This is a genomic window from Bacillus sp. FSL R5-0709 (assembly GCF_038004785.1).
GTDB classification, from domain to species: Bacteria; Bacillota; Bacilli; order Bacillales; family Bacillaceae_G; genus Bacillus_A; species Bacillus_A mycoides.
Genome location: NZ_JBBORT010000001.1, coordinates 1,796,208 through 1,815,785, shown reverse-complemented (window position 1 = coordinate 1,815,785; position 19,578 = coordinate 1,796,208). Strand labels below are relative to the sequence as shown.

Annotated in this window: 18 protein-coding genes; 5 read left to right on the top strand and 13 right to left on the bottom strand. The window is 34.6% G+C overall.

From position 1 onward, the window contains the following. Positions 1 to 131 precede the first annotated feature (131 nt). Positions 132 to 1,487 carry an RNA-guided endonuclease TnpB family protein gene (locus MKX37_RS09340; protein WP_078421895.1) on the bottom strand — a complete coding sequence of 452 codons (1,356 nt, stop codon included), beginning with the start codon at positions 1,485 to 1,487 and terminating at the stop codon, positions 132 to 134. 35 nt (positions 1,488 to 1,522) lie between these two features. Then, on the bottom strand, positions 1,523 to 1,927 hold the full coding sequence (tnpA, locus tag MKX37_RS09335; RefSeq protein WP_033730337.1) for an IS200/IS605 family transposase: 405 nt from the start codon (positions 1,925 to 1,927) through the stop codon (positions 1,523 to 1,525). A 331-nt stretch (positions 1,928 to 2,258) separates the two neighbouring features. Between tnpA and MKX37_RS09330 the strand changes: the two genes are divergently transcribed. After that, positions 2,259 to 2,678, top strand: coding sequence for a GNAT family N-acetyltransferase (locus MKX37_RS09330; RefSeq protein WP_002126872.1), 420 nt, complete (start codon positions 2,259 to 2,261; stop codon positions 2,676 to 2,678). Between the two features lie 190 nt (positions 2,679 to 2,868). On the opposite strand, the gene MKX37_RS09325 is transcribed toward MKX37_RS09330, so the two are convergent. The 4 genes from MKX37_RS09325 to MKX37_RS09310 form a co-directional block, all read right to left on the bottom strand. Beyond that, positions 2,869 to 3,471, bottom strand: a complete 603-nt coding sequence (locus tag MKX37_RS09325) for a nitroreductase family protein (protein WP_002135720.1) — start codon at positions 3,469 to 3,471, stop codon at positions 2,869 to 2,871. A gap of 73 nt (positions 3,472 to 3,544) precedes the next feature. Then, complete coding sequence (locus tag MKX37_RS09320) at positions 3,545 to 4,195, bottom strand: DsbA family oxidoreductase (protein WP_002064866.1); 651 nt, start codon at positions 4,193 to 4,195, stop codon at positions 3,545 to 3,547. Positions 4,196 to 4,298: 103 nt separating this feature from the next. After that, a complete protein-coding gene (locus MKX37_RS09315; protein ID WP_002186124.1) occupies positions 4,299 to 4,730 on the bottom strand; it encodes an Rrf2 family transcriptional regulator in 432 nt (143 codons plus the stop codon). A gap of 119 nt (positions 4,731 to 4,849) precedes the next feature. Then, positions 4,850 to 5,719 (bottom strand): LysR family transcriptional regulator, encoded by an 870-nt coding sequence (locus MKX37_RS09310; RefSeq protein ID WP_002168625.1) that lies wholly within the window; start codon positions 5,717 to 5,719, stop codon positions 4,850 to 4,852. Between the two features lie 97 nt (positions 5,720 to 5,816). Between MKX37_RS09310 and MKX37_RS09305 the strand changes: the two genes are divergently transcribed. Beyond that, a complete protein-coding gene (locus MKX37_RS09305; protein WP_002086216.1) occupies positions 5,817 to 6,722 on the top strand; it encodes a DMT family transporter in 906 nt (301 codons plus the stop codon). Positions 6,723 to 6,907: 185 nt separating this feature from the next. Beyond that, positions 6,908 to 7,684, top strand: a complete 777-nt coding sequence (locus MKX37_RS09300; RefSeq protein WP_078178887.1) for an alpha/beta fold hydrolase — start codon at positions 6,908 to 6,910, stop codon at positions 7,682 to 7,684. A gap of 118 nt (positions 7,685 to 7,802) precedes the next feature. Here MKX37_RS09300 and MKX37_RS09295 read toward each other — a convergent pair whose 3' ends face one another. The 5 genes from MKX37_RS09295 to MKX37_RS09275 form a co-directional block, all read right to left on the bottom strand. Then, positions 7,803 to 8,423, bottom strand: a complete 621-nt coding sequence (locus MKX37_RS09295) for a YcnI family copper-binding membrane protein (RefSeq protein ID WP_002126863.1) — start codon at positions 8,421 to 8,423, stop codon at positions 7,803 to 7,805. A gap of 35 nt (positions 8,424 to 8,458) precedes the next feature. After that, a complete protein-coding gene (locus MKX37_RS09290; RefSeq protein ID WP_078421896.1) occupies positions 8,459 to 10,108 on the bottom strand; it encodes a copper resistance CopC/CopD family protein in 1,650 nt (549 codons plus the stop codon). 355 nt (positions 10,109 to 10,463) lie between these two features. Continuing rightward, a complete protein-coding gene (locus MKX37_RS09285) occupies positions 10,464 to 10,883 on the bottom strand; it encodes a VOC family protein (RefSeq protein WP_050000219.1) in 420 nt (139 codons plus the stop codon). 86 nt (positions 10,884 to 10,969) lie between these two features. Beyond that, positions 10,970 to 12,328 (bottom strand): branched-chain amino acid transport system II carrier protein, encoded by a 1,359-nt coding sequence (brnQ, locus tag MKX37_RS09280; protein ID WP_078421897.1) that lies wholly within the window; start codon positions 12,326 to 12,328, stop codon positions 10,970 to 10,972. Positions 12,329 to 12,567: 239 nt separating this feature from the next. Then, entirely contained in the window at positions 12,568 to 13,260 is a 693-nt protein-coding gene (locus MKX37_RS09275; protein ID WP_016126776.1) for an FMN-dependent NADH-azoreductase, read from the bottom strand. Between the two features lie 312 nt (positions 13,261 to 13,572). Between MKX37_RS09275 and MKX37_RS09270 the strand changes: the two genes are divergently transcribed. Next, positions 13,573 to 14,538: an arsenic resistance protein gene (locus MKX37_RS09270; protein WP_078421898.1), complete on the top strand. Its 966-nt coding sequence runs from the start codon at positions 13,573 to 13,575 to the stop codon at positions 14,536 to 14,538. Between the two features lie 124 nt (positions 14,539 to 14,662). Here the strand turns inward: MKX37_RS09270 and MKX37_RS09265 are convergent, their stop codons facing one another. Both MKX37_RS09265 and topB read right to left on the bottom strand, forming a co-directional pair. Continuing rightward, positions 14,663 to 15,910, bottom strand: coding sequence for a DUF4153 domain-containing protein (locus tag MKX37_RS09265; protein WP_002126853.1), 1,248 nt, complete (start codon positions 15,908 to 15,910; stop codon positions 14,663 to 14,665). Positions 15,911 to 16,414: 504 nt separating this feature from the next. After that, on the bottom strand, positions 16,415 to 18,559 hold the full coding sequence (gene topB / locus MKX37_RS09260; protein WP_002012275.1) for a DNA topoisomerase III: 2,145 nt from the start codon (positions 18,557 to 18,559) through the stop codon (positions 16,415 to 16,417). Positions 18,560 to 18,997: 438 nt separating this feature from the next. Here topB and MKX37_RS09255 point away from each other — a divergent pair, with 438 nt between their 5' ends. Then, positions 18,998 to 19,543 (top strand): hypothetical protein, encoded by a 546-nt coding sequence (locus MKX37_RS09255; RefSeq protein ID WP_078421899.1) that lies wholly within the window; start codon positions 18,998 to 19,000, stop codon positions 19,541 to 19,543. Positions 19,544 to 19,578: the final 35 nt, after the last annotated feature.

The window sequence follows — 19,578 nt, the reverse complement described above, 5'->3', positions numbered from 1 at the left end:
CGTTTCCCCACTTGCACCACCCTTTCGAAAAAGAGCAGTTCTTCCTTATAGAAGAAGCCACCACTCAGATGAATCCGGCGTGTGCTACAAGCCCCGACAAGTCGAGTACACATGGATGGTTGACGCACCCACTAAGCTATGCACAAAGCAACAGCCTTACGTTTTTGCACTTTTAATAGAATCGGCGTTTTTACTTTGAGATTGTCATCCAATTCTACAACTTTTGATTTTTGCAATGTATTCAACGCACCATTAATATCAGCGTGAATACATTTTCCTGATTTACTTTGATACATTCCACGAGTGATTCGTTTGCCACTAAAGCGATAATGCATCCTGTCTTCCTTAGACCAAACTGGAACCCTATCTTTGTCAAGAAAACTAGCTTTTGAAGTATAGCTTTCTTCTTGTTTCAAAAATCGGATGCCTTCTTTTACACATTTATTCTCAATTGCTGCAATCAGTTTATGAAATGGGATTTGAACAAATTTTTGGTTATTCTTTTTTCCCATATCAGATTTTTGTTTCCAACCAGTGTTATACCCTACGACAACCGTATCTATACTGAATGCTTTCACTTTTTTGAACAACAAACCTACAGTTTGTGAAATGTAACCATTTATTTGTCTTTCTCGTTTATGCCAAAGTGCAGCCATTTTGTTCGTTACAACTCGTTTTGAAAGTCCATTTTCCACATTTTTCAGTTGCAGATTACGTATCATTTTGTTGAAGTACTGGTTAATGGATTTAAGTTTTTTTCCATCAATTAAAAATGTGTCACCTGTATTTGTTGCGCAACTTACTAATCTGTCTACACCTAAATCGCAACTCAAAGCGTTACTAGTAGTCGTGGATTGCTTCTTCATTTGAGAAACGTGCATCTCATATGTATAATGCACCTCAAAGAACCGACCTTTTTGCTTGGGTACAATCTCAATGTAGAAAATTTTTTTATTTCTTAAATTTTTAGGCATACGTATTTTAATGGAACCGAATTTTTTTCTGAATGCCACATTCATCGGAATCATCCAATACCCGTTATCATCCACTTTTGGAACTTGATAGATTTCAATGATTCGTTTGTCCGTTGAACCAGAATAATTCGGAAACCTAGGACGGCCTGTGAATGTTTCCGGTTTTTTCTTCCACTGTTCCCATGCTTTAAAAAAGCTTTTTACTTCTGTAAATAAGGCTCTACGAATCGCTTGAACAGAGTTTGATTGGACGCCCGAGTAGTTCATATCGGCTTGCATGGCAGTGTCCACTTCTTTTACAGTAGTCATCTTGTTATTATTCAAGTAACTTTGTTTAATTGTGTATAATCCAACATTTCGCAACGCTTTTGAACTATGTGACATGCGTTGCAGTAAACGAAATTCTTTCGCAGTAAGGCAAGCTCGTCCGATATTCTGTTTCTGAGTGAAGCGTTGCATGTTTTCTCTTTTCTTTTGTTTACGTAATACTTTCACTGCTTTCTTTCTACCCATTGTTTTCACCACCTTTCTCAGGGGGTTCATTAAAATCATTTCTTTCCTTGTGATTCAATGTACTTACGGATAGAACCTATAGGTGCACCGCCCGTTGTTAAAAGACAATAACTTCGAGACCAAAACATTTCTTTCCATAGATCATGTTTTATCTTAGGAAAATCTCGTTTCACGAAACGAGAACTAACACTTTTGTAACTGTTAATCGCTTTTGACAAATCAATGTTTGGAACTGAACGGAACAAAACGTGAACATGGTCTTCATCGTGATTCCATTCTTCTACAGTAATTCCTTTTGGCTCAAGCAACCGAATGAAGTGCTCTTTCAGATAATCTGAAATTTCATCGTTCATCACTTTTTTACGGTATTTAATAACCAAAACTAAATGATAGTAGAGTAAGAACACTGAATGATTATTATTATCTAATTTCGTTGTCATATATATTGTCTCCTTATCTACGACTAATTATATCGCAAGACGCAAAAGAAACAAATATTCGCTCTTTAAAAAATTGTTATGAACGAAACAAAAGAGTTCAGCCTACCTTCTGACGGCAATTCATCTCCACCTGAATTGTTGGGTTTCACCACCCGTAACACAAATCAGATGGAGTCTTCTTGCCGAAAAGGATAAATTAACACACATAAGTTGTACTAAATTAAATAGACTATGTTCAATAGCTAACGGAAGTTTAGTTGCGTAAGAGGAATAGATAGAAAAATGTCGAATTTATTATACTTGTTGAATTTGAGGACTTGGAGGATACATTTTGAAAAAATATGAGTTTAAAAATAACATTCCAACATTGGAAGAGTACAAATATTTGTGCGAGTCTGTGGGATGGACTAATTATATGAATTTTGAAGTGGTGGAAACATCACTGAAGAATTCTGTTCACTGCATCACAGTCAAGGATAATGAGCAAATTGTGGGTATGGGGAGAATTGTTGGTGATGGGGCTATCTATTTCTATATTCAAGATATAGTAGTCCATCCAGATTATCAGAAAAATGGAATCGGGAAAGAAATCATGCATATTTTGGTTGAATACTTAAATCAGAATGCCCCTGATAAGGCATTTGTCGGTTTGTTTGCATCACAAGGTAAAGAATCTTTCTATGAAAAATATGATTTTAAAGATTACTCACCAAACATGACGGGGATGTTTACTGTCATTTCAAAAAAATAAACATAATAGATTTTTAATTATACGTCATCAATATTGAAGAAATTGTTCTCACAGTAATGCTTATCTTAAATAAGATCTTCCACGATTGGGTGTGAATATTAAATAAGAAAGGACAGTAGATAGTATATATACTATCTACTGTCCTTTCATTTATCTAACTTTTTTTAATTTTGATTTTGAATTGTATTTTTTAATAAAATTTCACTACATCTTCAGTAGGTAAGAATGTTCTTTCCCCTGGTTGTTCATTTGGCTCACCAAATGGCATTTGTCCTACTAAGCTCCACTCTGCTGGAATGTTCCAAGTTGCTTTCACTTCAGCATCTACGATTGGATTGTAATGTTGTAATGACGCTCCAATTCCTTCAGCCGATAATAGCATCCATACAGTATGTTGTAGCATTGCATTTCCTTGATGAGACCAGAATGGGAACTGATCTTTATACAATGGTGCATTTTCTTGCATTTTTTCTACTGTTGCTTGATCTTCAAAGAATAGAACTGTTCCTACACCTGCATGGAAGCCTTTTAGTCTTTCTACTGTTGCTTCAAAATTTTCTGCTGGCACGCGTGATCTAAGCGTTTCTTTTACGATATCCCAAAACTTTTCATGCTCTCCATCCATTAATACAACCATACGGCCACTTTGCATATTGAAAGAAGTTGGTGCGTGTAAAGCTGTTTTTAAAACTTCTTCAATTCTTTCTTTTGTAATTGTAGCGTTTTTTGTTACTTTACGAATTGAACGACGGTTCACGATTGCTTCTTTTAAATTTGTTGTAGTTGCTGACATTTTAATTCCTCCAAATATATGTTTTATTATTTTTATTTAAACAAATCAACTTGAGTCTTTCATGCAAGACGAATTAGCAATATCCATCCGTCTTACATTGCATACCTTCAAATGAATTTGTTTTATCCTTTTCGATTTCTTTATCAATTACTCTTTCTAGCGTTTCTTTACTAGCAAGTCCTTGAATGACTTCATCTCCAATCATGACAGTTGGAACAGCCATAATATTTGCTTCATCATATGCATGCTGAATTGCTTCTTGATGTTTTTCTTTATATTTACGATTTACTAAAGCATCTTTAAATTCAGCTTCAGGAAGCCCTACTTCTACCGCTAATTTCGTTAATACATCAATATCTTCAATGTTTTGCTCTTCTTGGAAAAACGCAGTAAATACTCGGTGATGATACTCATTTCCAAGTCCACGCTCTTTCGCGAATTGGCACCCTTCAAAAGCTAAATGTGTATATGGATGCGGAGAAACGCGTGGCAGACGCATTTCAACCCCTAATTTTTTTGCAGTAGGAAGAATGAAAGAATCCCATGAACCTAACTTATCTGGCTCGTTCCAAGGATCTATTTTAGAATATGGACTTGGACGCAATTCAAATGGCATCCATTCGATTTCTACATCTTTCTCTTTCGCTACTTCATCTAATGGGCCTTTTGCTAAAAAGCAAAACGGGCATATAAAATCTGAGTATACTTTCATTTTTACAGTCATATCTTTTACACCTTACCTTCTTTTTATTTTTAGATGTAACCAAAACAGTTACAATTTTAAGAAAAAAATATGCATTCTCTTTTAGAGACTTGCAATTATCATATTATGCTTTCATTTTTTGTTGTAAAGATTCAAATAACTGCCCCATCGTAATATTTCTCAACACTTCTTCCATCGCAGATTGCGCCTGAACTAAAATAACCTCTAAAACAGCTTGAATATTCGCCCCAATTGGACAGTCTGGATTCGGTTTTTCATGAATGTGAAATAGTTTGTCTTCTTCCACTACATTCACTGCATGATACACATCTAATAATGTGATTTCATGTAAATCCTTTAATAATCCCGCGCCACCTGGTCCGCGATTTACGTAAACAAATCCAGATTGTTTCAAGTAAGACATTATTTTACGAATGACTACCGGATTTGTATTTACACTCTCGGCCATATAGTCTGAAGTGCAAACTGAAGATGGATTGTTTTTCAAAATAGATAAAATATGAACAGCTATAGAAAAGCGGCTACTAATTTTCATCGTGATCACCACCTCGATGTAATCATTATAGTTACAACAGAAAAATAAGTCAATCCTTTTTACAAATTTTTTAAAGCAAATAAAAAAGTGCCCCATTACAATATATGAGACACCTCTTCTTATTCTGCAAACAAGTCTTGGAATTCTTCAATAAATAGCTGTACAGCGAGTGAAGAATCCTTTAATGAAGGAACAGCTAAAGCGATTTCTCTCCATACTTGTGGTTCCAATTCTCTCGTTTGTATATTCTTTGGTAAACTCGTTAAAGATAACTCAGCCAAAATTGCGATTCCTAATCCTTCTTGAATCATATTTAAAGCTGTTGTAACTGTGGAAATTATATATTCAGCCCGAAGTGGTACGTTCGCTTGTTTAAACATATCGATAATGGGTGGTTCGTACCCACCCTTACATAATATGATTGGTTCATTCTCTAAATCACCTATTGTAATAGAATCGTTCTTACAAAGAGGATGATCCTCCCTTAAGACAACAACCATTTTCCCCTTCGTTAAGGGCACGATCTCCATATCTTTATTAGGCAAAATAACAATTCCTATATCAACAACCCTCGATACTAACCAATCTTCAACTTCTTTAATCGTGCCTTCACAAAGAACGACTTCTAAGTTCGGATACTTCTCCTTAAAAAGATTTATCATTTTGGGTAAGAAATGTGCAGAAGCACTCGGAAAACTCCCAATTCGAATCGTCCCAACTTCGTGCCCTTTCTCCATCGCTACTTCTTGTTCAATCTTCTCAACGCCGTTTAAGATTTCTCTAATATGTACAAGAATTCTATTTCCAACATCCGTAACGATTAGCCCTTTTCGTTTATCGCGTATAAGAATGGTAACTCCTAACTCTGACTCAATGCTTGAAATCGCATGACTTACAGCTGGCTGTGTCATATTTAACATCCCGGCAGCCTTCGTAAAACTCCCTAATTCAACCGTTTTAATTAAAACTTGAAGTTGTGTAATGGTCATAACTAATCACTTATACTCCTTATAAAAAAGATTCATTTTATTTATCATAGTCGATATCATATCATAGTGAAATGGAATACAACAAGGAGGGATTACAGTGACACAGCTTTCTCGAACTAAGACTGCCATAATCCTTACATTTCTCGTTATTATGTGGGGAATTAATTGGCCGTTATCAAAATTCGCTCTGCATTACACACCACCCGTACTCTTTGCAGGGATTAGAACATTAATAGGAGGATTTATCTTACTTACTTTCGCATTACCGAAATACAAACAATTAAATTTAAAGGAAACTTGGCATTTATACTTTATTTCATCTTTACTCAATATTATTTTGTTTTACGGACTACAAACTGTCGGACTTCAGTATATGCCCGCCGGACTCTTCTCCGCAATCGTATTTCTCCAACCTGTCTTACTCGGCATTTTCTCATGGATTTGGCTTGAAGAATCTATGTACGGCTTGAAAATTTTCGGACTTATTCTTGGATTTATTGGTGTTGGGGTTATTAGCTCTAGTAGTTTAACTGGACATATTTCTATTATCGGTGTACTACTTGCTTTAGGGTGCGCTATCGGCTGGGCACTCGGCACAGTATTTATTAAGAAAACTGGACACCGCGTTAATGCCATTTGGATGGTAACACTTCAGCTTATTATTGGCGGACTTTGCTTAATCGGATTTGGTTCAGAATTTGAGAGCTGGTCTAACATCGCTTGGAGTATACCATTTGTAAGTGTACTACTATTCATCTCGTTCTTTGTTATTGCAATGGGATGGCTCGCTTACTTTACACTTGTAGGAGCTGGTGAGGCAAGTAAAGTTGGGGCTTATACGTTCCTTATCCCACTGATCGCTATTATTGTAAGTTCAATTTTCTTACATGAGGCCATTACAATTAGCTTATTTATCGGACTTTTATTTATTATCGTAAGCATTTGTTTTGTAAATATAAAGCCGAAAGCACTTGCTGTAAGGCAGCAAGTTGAAGTGAAATAAATAGATATGAGAAAGAGTCTACCACTTGTAGGCTCTTTCTTTTTTACCATTTTATGAGTACAGTCACTTAACATCTTAGCAAAAGGAAAATTTTCCTTTTTTATTGTATGATGATAATTAAGTAGAAAATATTATCTCTAATACATATGTATGGACTAACAATTCTAATCATAAGGGGGAATTATATGGTTTTACAGTATAAAGAATTTGGAGATTCAAGCTCTCCACTTATGGTTTTTATTCATGGGGGCGGAGTCAGTGGATGGATGTGGGACAAACAAATTAAACATTTTACTAACTTTCACTGCCTTGTTCCTGATTTACCCGAGCAAGGGGAAAATAGTAGTAAGGATCATTTTTCAATACACTTTAGTGCTGAAAAAATCATTGAATTAGTTGAAGAAAAAGGACAAGGTAAAACTGTTATAGTAATCGGTTTTTCGTTAGGTGCTCAAGTATTAATTGCAATGCTCAGCATGAAACCAAACTTAATTCAATACGCTATGATAAATAGCGCATTAGTTAAACTAATTCCTTTCGCTAAAACATTAATAAGATCCCTTGGCTTAACCTATCCACTTATAAAGAGTAAGACGTTTTCCAAAATACAAGCAAAATCAATGTACATAGATGAAACACAATTTGATAACTATTATCATGAAAGTTGTCAAATAAGTAAAAATACATTTGTGAGGATATTAGAAGAAAATGTGTCGTTTACAATACTAAAAGGTTTCGAGAATGCTAGTAGCAATATATTAGTGACTGTTGGAGAAAACGAAAAAAGAATCATGAAAGACTCGATGGCTGAAATCCTTGAAAGCAATCCTAATTGCACAGGTATTATCATTCCTAAAATCGGTCATGGAATCCCTTTAGCAAATCCCAAACTATTTAATACTTTAATTGAAAACTGGCTTAAGCATGATAACCTACCAGAAGAAGTAATGACAGTCAATTGAGTTCCTTATCTTAATAAACCATGTTGTATTTGTAGCTCTAATCCCCCTCGAAGCTGCTTAATCTCAAAATTTTATTAACAAAGGTCTCATTACTTTCAATGAGACCTTTCAATGTTCCCTACTTTTTACGACGTACTACAAAAACACACGTACCTACGGAAGATACAATCGCTAAAACTGATAAGACAATTGCTATTGTTTGCATATTACTTGTACCTTCATTTTTTTCCACACTAGATACTTCACCATGTTCTCCTGTTAATGATGTACCTTTTGCAATCGTAGTAAGTGAGTGGGGCTTTTCAGCTTTCTCATCGCCTGTCCATTCAACAATTTCTCCATCTTTATATTGTTGATATGCATTCCAAGCTATTTGTTGCTCTTTATCTGGATTTTTAGCAACGAAAGTAAATCGTTGGAACTGACCAGGTAAAATCCCTTCTCCTGTTGCTTCCCATATTACAGTTTTAACTTTTCCAGCTGCATCTTTTTGTTCTTCCACTTTCCACCCTGGCACTGGCTCGTACTGTTGAAACTCGACTCCAGACGGTATTTTCAGTGTGACTTTTGTTGTTGCCATATTCTTTTCAACAGGTACCTTTATTGTATAAGTCTCCCAAGAGCTAACGTCAGAAGTTGCTGGTTTCACAGTTACGTGAGCACTAACAGGTAACGAAAAAATCCCCATTGCAATTATTGTTGCGATCATTGTTGTTCCTAATTTTTTTATACGTTTCATTTTCTATAAACTCCTTTTCATTTATAACGTCTTTTTTATCTGCCACCTACAATAAATTTATAATCCGTATCGAAACTATCAAGAGATTTTGTTAATCCGTGAACTTGTATATTCCAGTTTCCTGTCATGTTAATATACATACCTTCCGCTTCATATTCTCCCGGTGACACTGCCGAAACTTTAAATGAACCTTTGCCCATATTCATATCTAAAGATTGAGTCGTCAATACAATTTGTTCCATATCAGTAACAGGCTGTCCATTCTCATCCTTCAAAGTAATATGAAATGTATTCTGTCCTACCTTATTAGGACTTACATGTAAAGTAAGTTCATATCCATTATCTAATTGTTTACTCTCTGTAAAAGGTCCCGTAGGAGGCATCGGCGGCGTTTGTACATTTGTCATAAACGCTACGATTACAAAAACGATAATTCCAATGATAAACTCTACTTTCACCGTAGCTCCTAACCTTTGCTGCGCTCGCATTCTCCCTTTCACATAATGAATAATTCCCAATATCCCCATACACACGAATAAAAGTATCTTTGCTAATAAGGCCAATCCATACTTCGTATCAAATAGGGAATGGATCGTGGGAATAAAAAATGTACTGTTAAAAAGACCCGTTAATAAAATCACTATGACAGTACCTGTTGCCCATGGTGAAAAACGCTTAATCGCATCCCAATACATAGTCCACTTGTCATCCTCTTTACGTAAAAGAAGAACAATCGATGATAGCCCCCCAATCCATAACGAAGCTGCGAATAAATGCAGAAAGTCCATAACGACAGCAATTTCTTTAAACTTTAATCCATATGCATGACTATTGAAGGCTTTCATAACAAGTAACCCAATAAATAATACAATTGGAATGCTCCATACTTTAAACGACGAAAGCCTCTCACTCTTCACTGCAAAATATGTAACAATCATAAGCGTACTAATAAGAGCCATTTGAGTGATCCATACATAACCAAAAACAGATAGCTGTAATGTTTCTTTTAATAATAAAGGATCGAATGCTTCTAGCCATGAAACATCAGCATTTATTTTCGCTTGCAACGGTAAATTGAAAAGTAAACTAATGAATATCCCAAATAATGATATCCATATTATTTTCTTACTCCTCGACTGAACTTGACTTGCACTTCCTTTATAAAGGATAAGATTAAATAATAGAACACCGATAAATAGAGAAAAACTTGTATATAAAATTCCGCGTTCCATAATCATATCGATTTGGGGAACATAGCCCATCTCTTCTACTTTTATATCATCTGTTCCCGCTTCTGCTAATCCAATACGGAATGGAATAACTCCTTGAATCGGATGTCCATCAGCTGAAATAGCTTTCCACTGAATAGAGTAGAGACCATTTTTGAGATTCTCTTTTAACCCAGCCTCTAATATTTTTTTGTTTTTCTTATCAATATGTGCATCTTTTAAATCTACTCTTTTACCTGAGGTGTCTCTTACGAACAATGTATTAAAACTTGAAACTTGTATGTCCTCATCGAATTCAATTTTCACAACAGATGGTGCTTTCTTTAACGTTTCATTTTCAGCAGGATTTGATTTCACAACATACGCATGAGCAGATGCGCTTTTTGGTATCAATATGATAAACACGCACGCTATTAATAGCCATGCCCCTAACCTTCGTATTACTTTCACAATCATTTCACTTCTTTCTTTTTCGTCACTACACTTTCATTACTTTTTACTTCCCAAGTTTTATTTCTTGATAAAATATTAACCTGATTAAGTATAAGGATTTATTTAGTATCACTCTCTATTTATTCCTCACCTCTACACTTCTAACAAAATAGTAGCTACTTATATATATATTACTTATATTTTTAAAGTAGATTATCATTATAGCATAAAATATATTTATGTAAGTTTCTAAAGAAGAAAAGTTATCGTGAATCATTTGTGAAAAAAGTGTGAAATAACCTCCCATATAAAGAGAAATACATAAATTAAAAAGGCGTTACGTTATTACGTAACACCTTTTCTCAAGGATAAACTTCCTTTATTTCGCTTCCGGATAATCACAATACTCAATGATTGTTCCCTCTGTATCCGCTGGGTTAAGATATATTAATCTTCTACCGTGTTTATTAATTCGAAGCGTATGTTCTAACGTTCGAATCCCTTGTTCCTTTAATTCTTCTAAAGCTACATCTAAATCGTCTACACGATACGCAACATGATGGACACCTTTCCCTTTTTGCTTTATAAATCGTGCTATTGGAGAAGTTGTATTATTCGTTGGCGCAAGTAATTCGATTCTATCACCATCAACTTCAAGAATAGCTACTTCGCTTTCAACACCAGGTGCTTCACTTACGTATCGATCTATTAAAGTTCCTGATAAAACCTTTTCATAAAACTGTATCGTACTATCTATATCACGAACTGCGATCCCGATATGGTCAATTGTTTTTTTCATTTTATTTCCCCTATTACTTTATTTTTTCTATTCTTATCAATAGTAACAAAAAAAGTTATAGAATCAAATTCTATAACTTTTTTCATTTAACTTATTTTCTTATTCGCACTAGCTGCTGGGCGAACTTGATTTTTCGCTTTTAAAATGCTAATGCCATATCCGATAAATCCACCGATAATCGCTGGGAAGATCCAGCCTAATCCTACTTCCTGCATCGGAAGGAATTTAGTGAACACACGGCTTACTACTTCAATGTTAACTCCAGCTGCACTTAATCCATCAAATAAGCTGATGATAAACGTTACGATTAAACTCACTTGATAAACTTCAGCTCTTCCTTTGAATAATGAATGGAAGAATGTTAAGAAAATCAACACGATTGCTAGTGGATAAATCGCTGTTAATACTGGAACAGAAACTGCGATTAGTTGTGTTAATCCAACATTTGCAACAATAGCACTAAACACACATAACGTAATTGCAATTGCTTTGTAAGGAACATTTGGGAATAACTTATGGAAGAATGAAGAACATGCTGATACAAGTCCCACACTAGTTGTTAAACAAGCAACTGTTATCATTAATCCTAATAATACCCCGCCATATGATCCGAAATAGTAGTTAGAAACTTTCGCTAATACTTCTCCGCCGTTTTCTAAATGTCCAAGCTTCGCAACGCTTGAAGCTCCCATATAAGAAAGAGCTGTATAAATAATTGCTAAAATAGATGCAGCGATCAGTGTTGCTTTTGCACAAACAACCATAATTTGTGTTTTCGTTTTCGCACCTTTTTCTTTAATTGCATTAATGATGATGATTCCGAATACGAATGATGCAAGCGTGTCCATCGTTAAGTATCCTTCTTGGAATCCTTTAAAGAATGCATGTGATGTATAAGCTTCCACTGGTGCTTGCATATCTCCAATCGGATGAATAAAAGCAACGATTACTAAAATACCGATGAATGTCAATTTAATTGGTGTTAATATTTTTCCAACAATATCGACAATTTTCGCAGGATTTAGCGAAAAAAAACAAGTGATGCTAAAGAATATAATTGTGAAAAGAATTAAAGGTGTAGAACCTAATCCCTCTGGCATAAAAGGCTTAAGACCAATTTCATAAGAAACATTTCCTGTTCTTGGTATTGCAAATAACGGACCGATTGCTAAGTATAAAACTGTTGTAAACACAATCCCAAACACTGGGTGAGCACGACTTGCTAATGACTGTAAATCATCTTTACCTGAAAAACCAAATGCTAATACACCTAGTAATGGTAAACCTACTCCTGTTACTAAAAATCCAGCGTTAGCAATCCATACATTCTCTCCTGCCGATTGACCTAGCATAGCTGGGAAAATTAAATTTCCTGCTCCAAAAAATAGTGCAAATAACATTAATCCAATAACTACTATGAACGAAAACGGTACTTTACTCGCCATAATATAACCCCCCATTCAAATTTCCTTATCTCATTTTCCAATTTTAACTAATTGAATTTTCTGAATATTTAATTTAAGTATCAACTATTCTTGAACTCATTATAGTTTGATATATAATATTTTGCAATACTATTTTCAAACTTTTCTTTTATTTTATAAATATACATTTTTTAACATAGGGAATAGACTAAAAAACCAACATGGTCATCCATGTTGGTTTTTACATTTACTATCATTATTTAAAATTTCGCCGCTACTTTCTTAACGTTCTCTAAACCTTCTTCAACAATTTGCTGTGAGCGATCTGGATATTGATTGTGTCCTTCAATTACAACTGTCTCTGGATTGGTAATTCCCCAGAACCCAAGTACGTTTGTAACGTAATTAACAGCCATTTCCATAGGAGCCATTTGTTCAGAAGAGTAATCTGAACCACGAGCGCCTAAAACAACTACTTTCTTATCACCAGCTAAACCTTCTGGACCGTTCGCTGTATATTTAAACGTTTTTCCAGCTTGAGAAAGATATGAAATATACGTAATTAATGGTGCTGGTACTGTAAAGTTCCATAATGGGAACGCAAATACAACCTTTTCAGCCTCTAAAAATTGATTTAAATATTTATCTACTGTAGCAACTGCCTTCTCTTCTTCAGCTGTTATCTCCATTCCTTGACTACGTTTATATCCACCTGAAATAGCGATATTTCCGTAATACGGAAGATCTAATGCAAATAAATCTAACTCCGTAATTTCTGTATTCGGATTTGCTTCCTTATAAGCACTTACAAATGTTTCATACATTTTTGAACTAATTGCTTGCTCCGCTGGACGATCGTTTGCTTTTACAAATAATACTTTTGACATTGTTTTATTCCCCTCTACTTTTGTATTTTCTTCTTTTTTACCAAACAATGAGCTAAATAATCCCATTTTCTTCACCTAAACTTTCTTATCATATTCATTATTCATCATCATAAAAATTCTTATTCTAATAAAAAGTTCCAATTGATACCTTAACCTAAGTAAATTAAAACTTTTTGTTATTTAATTACCTTATGTAAGTGATTGTAATACATCCACTTACTTTAGTCAAGTAACTTCTCAAAAAGAAAAATATCTCGAATTAAAAATAACAAAGAAATATATTTCCTCATTCGAAATGATAAATTCGAAAACACATAAGTGAAATCCCTTGTATAATACAACTAGAGAGAGAAATTCATCTATAGAGAGGATTTATTAATGAGTACTTTAGAAAAGATTCAAACCTTTATCATTCTTGCAGCTGTTATATTCGGGGTTATATTAGGACAATTTAATATGATACATATGCATTCAGAAAAATTTATTGTCCCCTTCTTATTTTTAATGCTTTACGGATTATTCCTCAGCATCCCATTAGATGATATAAAAAATGGCTTCCGTAACTTAAAATTCGCTGGAACAAGCCTAGGTATTAACTTTATATGGACACCTTTTCTTGCTTGGGGATTAGGCGCGTTATTTCTTTCAGATCACCCAGCACTTTGGGTCGGCTTTATTATGTTAATGGTTACTCCGTGTACAGATTGGTACTTAATCTTTACTGAAATAGCGAAAGGAAATGTAGCACTTTCTACTGCAATTTTGCCTGTAAATTTAATTTTGCAAGTACTACTTCTTCCAATTTATTTATTTTTATTTGCTGGTGTCATGAAAACTGTAGCGGTTTCTGTTTTAGTAGAAAGTATTGTTATCGTAATCGTCTTACCATTTTTACTTGCGCACGCTACAAAATTCATTATGCATAAAATGAAAAAAGTTGAAACACTTGAGAATAAACTCATTCCGTTTTTCAGCTCTGCTCAAATTGTATTTTTAAGTTTAGCAATAGTAGCGATGTTTGCCTCACAAGGTAAGTACTTATTACAAAATATGAATGTTGTTTTATTGTTACTTATACCAGTATTACTGTTCTTCATAATTAACTTTATACTAGGACAGTTTGTAGGACGTATGATGCATTTATCCTATGAAGACACTGTAAGCCTAAGCTTAACAACATTAGCGAGAAACTCGCCTGTTGCACTCGCAATTGCTGTGACTGCTTTTCCAGACGAGCCTCTTATCGCGCTTGCATTAGTGATTGGACCGTTAATAGAACTACCAGTACTAGCGTGTGTGTCACAAGTGTTATTACTTATTAAGAAAAAACAGCAATACACATAAAAAAACGTCCTACTTTGGGACGTTTTTTTATTGTCGAGAAAGTATAGAAGTAACGATACTTATCGGCTCTAAGGATTTTATACGTTATAGAAAATTAGCTTGTCGTTACGTTAACAAAGTCTTTCTAATTAAAAATTATAGGGAAAGTAAATATAACGAAAGCTGCCCAAAGTCCGTAAATTGGCAAATACTTCGTAACGGCATCTTGGATAGCTGTCGGTCCTGATTTGTTTTGTAGAAAACGCATATAGGAAAACATAATCCAAATTAGATTTGCCCAGATCAGTATGTTTACTCCTAAGACAGCAAGTCTATTAGGTGTAATCCCGTAAGAAGAAAGTCTGAATACGATGGCTGACAAAGCTACAGTGTCAATAATAAGCGCAAGAACAATTAAGGCAAAATTGATATAATCTGAAATGTTCTTTTTCTCGTCTGATTCACTCTCAACAATGGAAAATATGGTAACAGCCAATACACCAAGGAGTATTCCGTTGAATGCCATTAGGAAATTGCGGTCCAAGAACGGATTTTTCCCGACCCATATAACCGTTATAAGATAAATCAACAATGTGATCAAGACGAGAGGACTAAAAATTTTAGATATGTATGGTGTAATATTCTTAGCAAGTTTAAGATTCATTGATGCCAAGTATGCAGCCACAATAGCGAGAGCGGCAGCACCAAATAAAATAACATTACTAAAATAGAAGTCTTCTATATTCAAGTCAACAAACCTAAATAACTGCATGGTTAATGCTGCTAGTACCATTCCGCTCACTGCCATGCTGGCGTAGAGAATACAATATTCCAAATTAAATTTAATATAAGCTAATCTCGTACTTCCTTTTGAATATTCATTTCCTGTAAACGCAAGCCCTACTAAGACCCATAAGAATATAGGAAGATGTAAATACGCAAGGATACTGCTGTCTTTATAATTTAATGGCAACATATTAAGATATACCCCGGCAATTAGGAACAATGCTGCAAGGAAATAAATAATACTTTTTTTCGGAGTATTATTGTAAATAAAATAAGCAGCAATAAAGGGAATTACACCAAAAGCCAAGTTAATTGGAGCAATTGCTTCCTGCTCGACAAAATGGAAGATTACCCTGGTGCTTAGCCCTGCCAGAATAGCTAAAATGCCCATGAATAAGAAACCTTTTTGAAACAATGAAGGTTTTTCTGTATTTGCCGTCTCCTTGAAATGCAATCTTTCATACCAAGCACCAAGAACCTGAGAATCAGGGTTTTCATCCCATGCTTGTGAGAATGACTTTTTAAAAGCTTTCGGGTCTTTTCTATACATTCTCTCCAACTCATGAGGGTTATCCATATTTTCAATTATCACATTGTTAACCTCCATATTTATACCTCCTCTAATTTTAAAAATAACGTTGTTACCTTTTCCATAAAAAGCACCACACTTATTTATTCTGATTTTGATTTTAATATAAATTTTATCGTTTTGCAATAAATTTTTATTATTTTAGATAGTATTTTTGTTGTATATTTTTATTCCAAGCAAAAACAAAAAGCATTCCTCATTCAAAGAAATGCTCTATAACTTTTTATAAACATCGGTGTAAGCTACTTTCAGCTGTTCTCTTCATTGCTTGTTTTTATTTTCTAATTCCTTATTTCCCCTTTATATAAAAGAAATGCTCAAAATGATATAAACGTCCAATTTAATAACACCTTTTCAAACAATTATTTCAAATAAATTTTAGTGCTAGTATACAAAACTCTGTAATTATAAAATAAAAAAGCATGACATAAAATTGTCATGCTTTTTCTTTTCTATCTATATTTTCAAACCTAATACAGCACATTTTACTCGGGAAAGGGCTTTTTCATTTGTTAAAACCACTTAATTCTCAAACACAAAATTAATCTTATTATCTTTCCACTCTAACTTCGCATCAAACGTTTTCTCGCCTTTTTTAAAGCCTTTAATTAAATCGGTCTTCTCACCTTTTAATAGTTTCGTCATGTTTTTTTGCGAAATAGCTTTGCTTAAAATCTTCTTCGAGATGGTAAAGTCACATTGTGTTGTATTGTAGTTAGAACAACCGTAAAACGTCGACTTATCAATAACATCGCCATCGCATTTTTTACAGTTCCCGACCTTTTTACCTGTTGTAAATTTCGATCCTTTTCGTTCAATCGATTCAACATGTAATCCGGTGAAATCCCATTTCTCCGACATTTCTACCGCATCTTCAATAATTTTAGCTGATAGCTTTTTCGTTTGCTCCATAAATGTCGCTGGTGAAGCTGTACCTTCTCCAATTTCCGCAAGGCGTTGCTCCCATTTTGCTGTCATTTCTGGTGAAGCTAGTATTTTATCACCGATTGCTGTAATTAATACTTTCCCTTTATCGGTTGCGTACACTTGGTTTTTCTGTACATCTATATATTTACGGTCTTTCAGCATCGTAATGATACCGGCGCGAGTCGCTTCCGTACCTAAACCTTCTGTTTTCTTCAATACTTTCTCAAGCTCTTCATTCTCTAAATACTTACCGGCCGTTTTCATTAACGTAATAAGTTGTCCTTCTGTATAACGTTTCGGTGGCTGTGTTTTCCCCTCTTTCACTTTCACCTTTACAACTTTCCCTTGTTCACCTTCAGCTACAATTGGAAGAATCGTTTCGTCATCTTTATCGTCTTGGAAAATGACTTTACGCCATCCTTCTTGAATTTGTTGTTTTCCTTTCGAAATGAACGCAGCACGTTCGTCTACAAGAGTTGTAATCGTTGTGTAGTCAAAGATTGCTACTTCATAATGCGCCGCAATCAGCCTTCTTACGATCATATCGTAAATTTTCTTTTCATCACCTGATAGTTTGCTTGGATTTGTAACTTGCTCTGTCGGTATAATTGCGTAGTGATCTGTAACTTTCTTTTCATTCACATAACGCTTATTATTCATAATCGATTCAATTGGTGCTGGCAATAAACCTTTATATTCATCAAACTGACTTAACTTCTGTAAAATATCAGGGAACGTCGCTGCCTCTCCTTGTGTAACATAGTTAGAATCCGAACGAGGGTAAGAGACAATCCCTTTTTGATATAGTGCTTGCGTTATATCAAGTGTCTTTTTTGGTGAAAATTTAAAGGCTTTATTCGCTGTCGCTTGCAGTGCTGATAAATTAAATAAAAACGGCGGCTGAAACTCTTTACGCTCCGTTTTCATTTCTTTTACTACAGCCGGTTTGTTTTGACAAAACGCTGCAATTTTATTTGCCAAATCAGGGTCATTTAAGCGGGACTCATTATCTTTCTCCCATTTCCCCTCATATTTCTTTCCTTCTATATTAAAGGTTGCGAACACTTCCCAAAACGGCTCTGACTTAAAGTTCTCTATTTCTTTTTCACGCTTTACAATGAGTGCTAATGTTGGTGTTTGTACACGACCAGCGGAAAACACATCATTCATTCCTTTTTTCTTTAGCAAAATACTAAAGACACGCGATGCATTCATACCAACGACCCAGTCAGCGCAAGATCTTGTATATGCTTCGTAATACGTATTAATCGTATCTGCTTCATCTAGTAAGTTTTTAAATCCTTGATAAATAGCTTGCTTCGTTAAAGATGAAATCCAAAGACGCTTCATTGGCTTTTGCACGTTGCAAAGATTAATAATATTTCTTACAATCAGTTCCCCTTCACGCCCAGCATCGCCCGCGTGAATAATTTCTGTTACCTGTGGATTATGTAACAGCTGTTTCACAACGTTAAATTGCTTATACTTTGACTTTGTTACCTCAAATTGAAAACGCTCTGGAATCATCGGCAATGTATTAAGTGACCATTTTTTCCACTCAGCGTGATAATGTTCTGGATTACATAACTGCGTCAAATGACCAATTGCCCATGTACAGTACGCTCCATTTGGAAATAACTCATTTGCTTCTACTTCTAAATACCCATCTTTCCGGCGATATTTAAACTGTGAAACAAGAGCCAAACCTTGATCTGGTTTCTCGGCAATAATTAATTTCATCTTCTAACTCCCTATCTGTATTCCAGTGTTACTTTCATTGTCTATCTGTTTAGAAGCGATGATAAAACAACCATCTTATTTATCATTCGCGGTTTGCCTCACAAATGGGAGACCTATAATATTATACGCTTATTCTTTATGGCTTCACAATAGAAACTCATTATATAACACTTTCTTTCTCATGCTTATAGACAAAAAAGACGCTCAAAAATCGAACATCTTTTCCATTCACTACTACTTGCTTACATATATTCTCTCAAAATAAAAATACAACAATTCTTTATGAAGCATCGTCCACTAAGATAACCATCATTATTTGAAAATTATATTGAACTTACCTTTTTTAAATTGTGCAGATAATTTGCAGATATATATTAGCATAAGTACTCTCCATTTGAACATATGATGAAGTGAATGATAGGACAGGGAGGTATCATGATGTTCGCTTATACGTTAACTGCCTTAACACTTTGTTGTATCTCGATTCTTATTACATCATATATATCTAAACGTAAGGGTACCCTAATGGAGTATATGGTATTTATTATGTCTTTTAGTATGTGTATCGGTTTAAGTATCGGTTTTTATTTAGGTATTCTTTTTAAAGGTGAATTACTATATTCTATTTTGCTTGCGATTTTGATTAGTAGTTGTATCGGTTTTTTAGTCGGTCTACGGTTTCACCTATTTACCGCTTTAGAAGGAATGTTTTCTGGATTAATGGCAAGTATGATGGGAGCAATGATTACAGAAATGTTAAACGCTCAACAAGCTCACAGTATACTGTTCATTAGTCTTTTACTTACTATAACAATAACTATGTCATGTATAATTCAACTTTTATCAGAAACCTTTTCTACTTTTATCCAACGGCGTTTTTTATTATTACTTTCAATTAGTGTGGTAATTATCGTTGCCGTGTTCGTGACATTCCCCGATCATACTCCCCCATCTTCATCCGGGCACGATCAACATATGCATTAACACTTGCAACGAAAATGAATAAGCAGCTATCCATA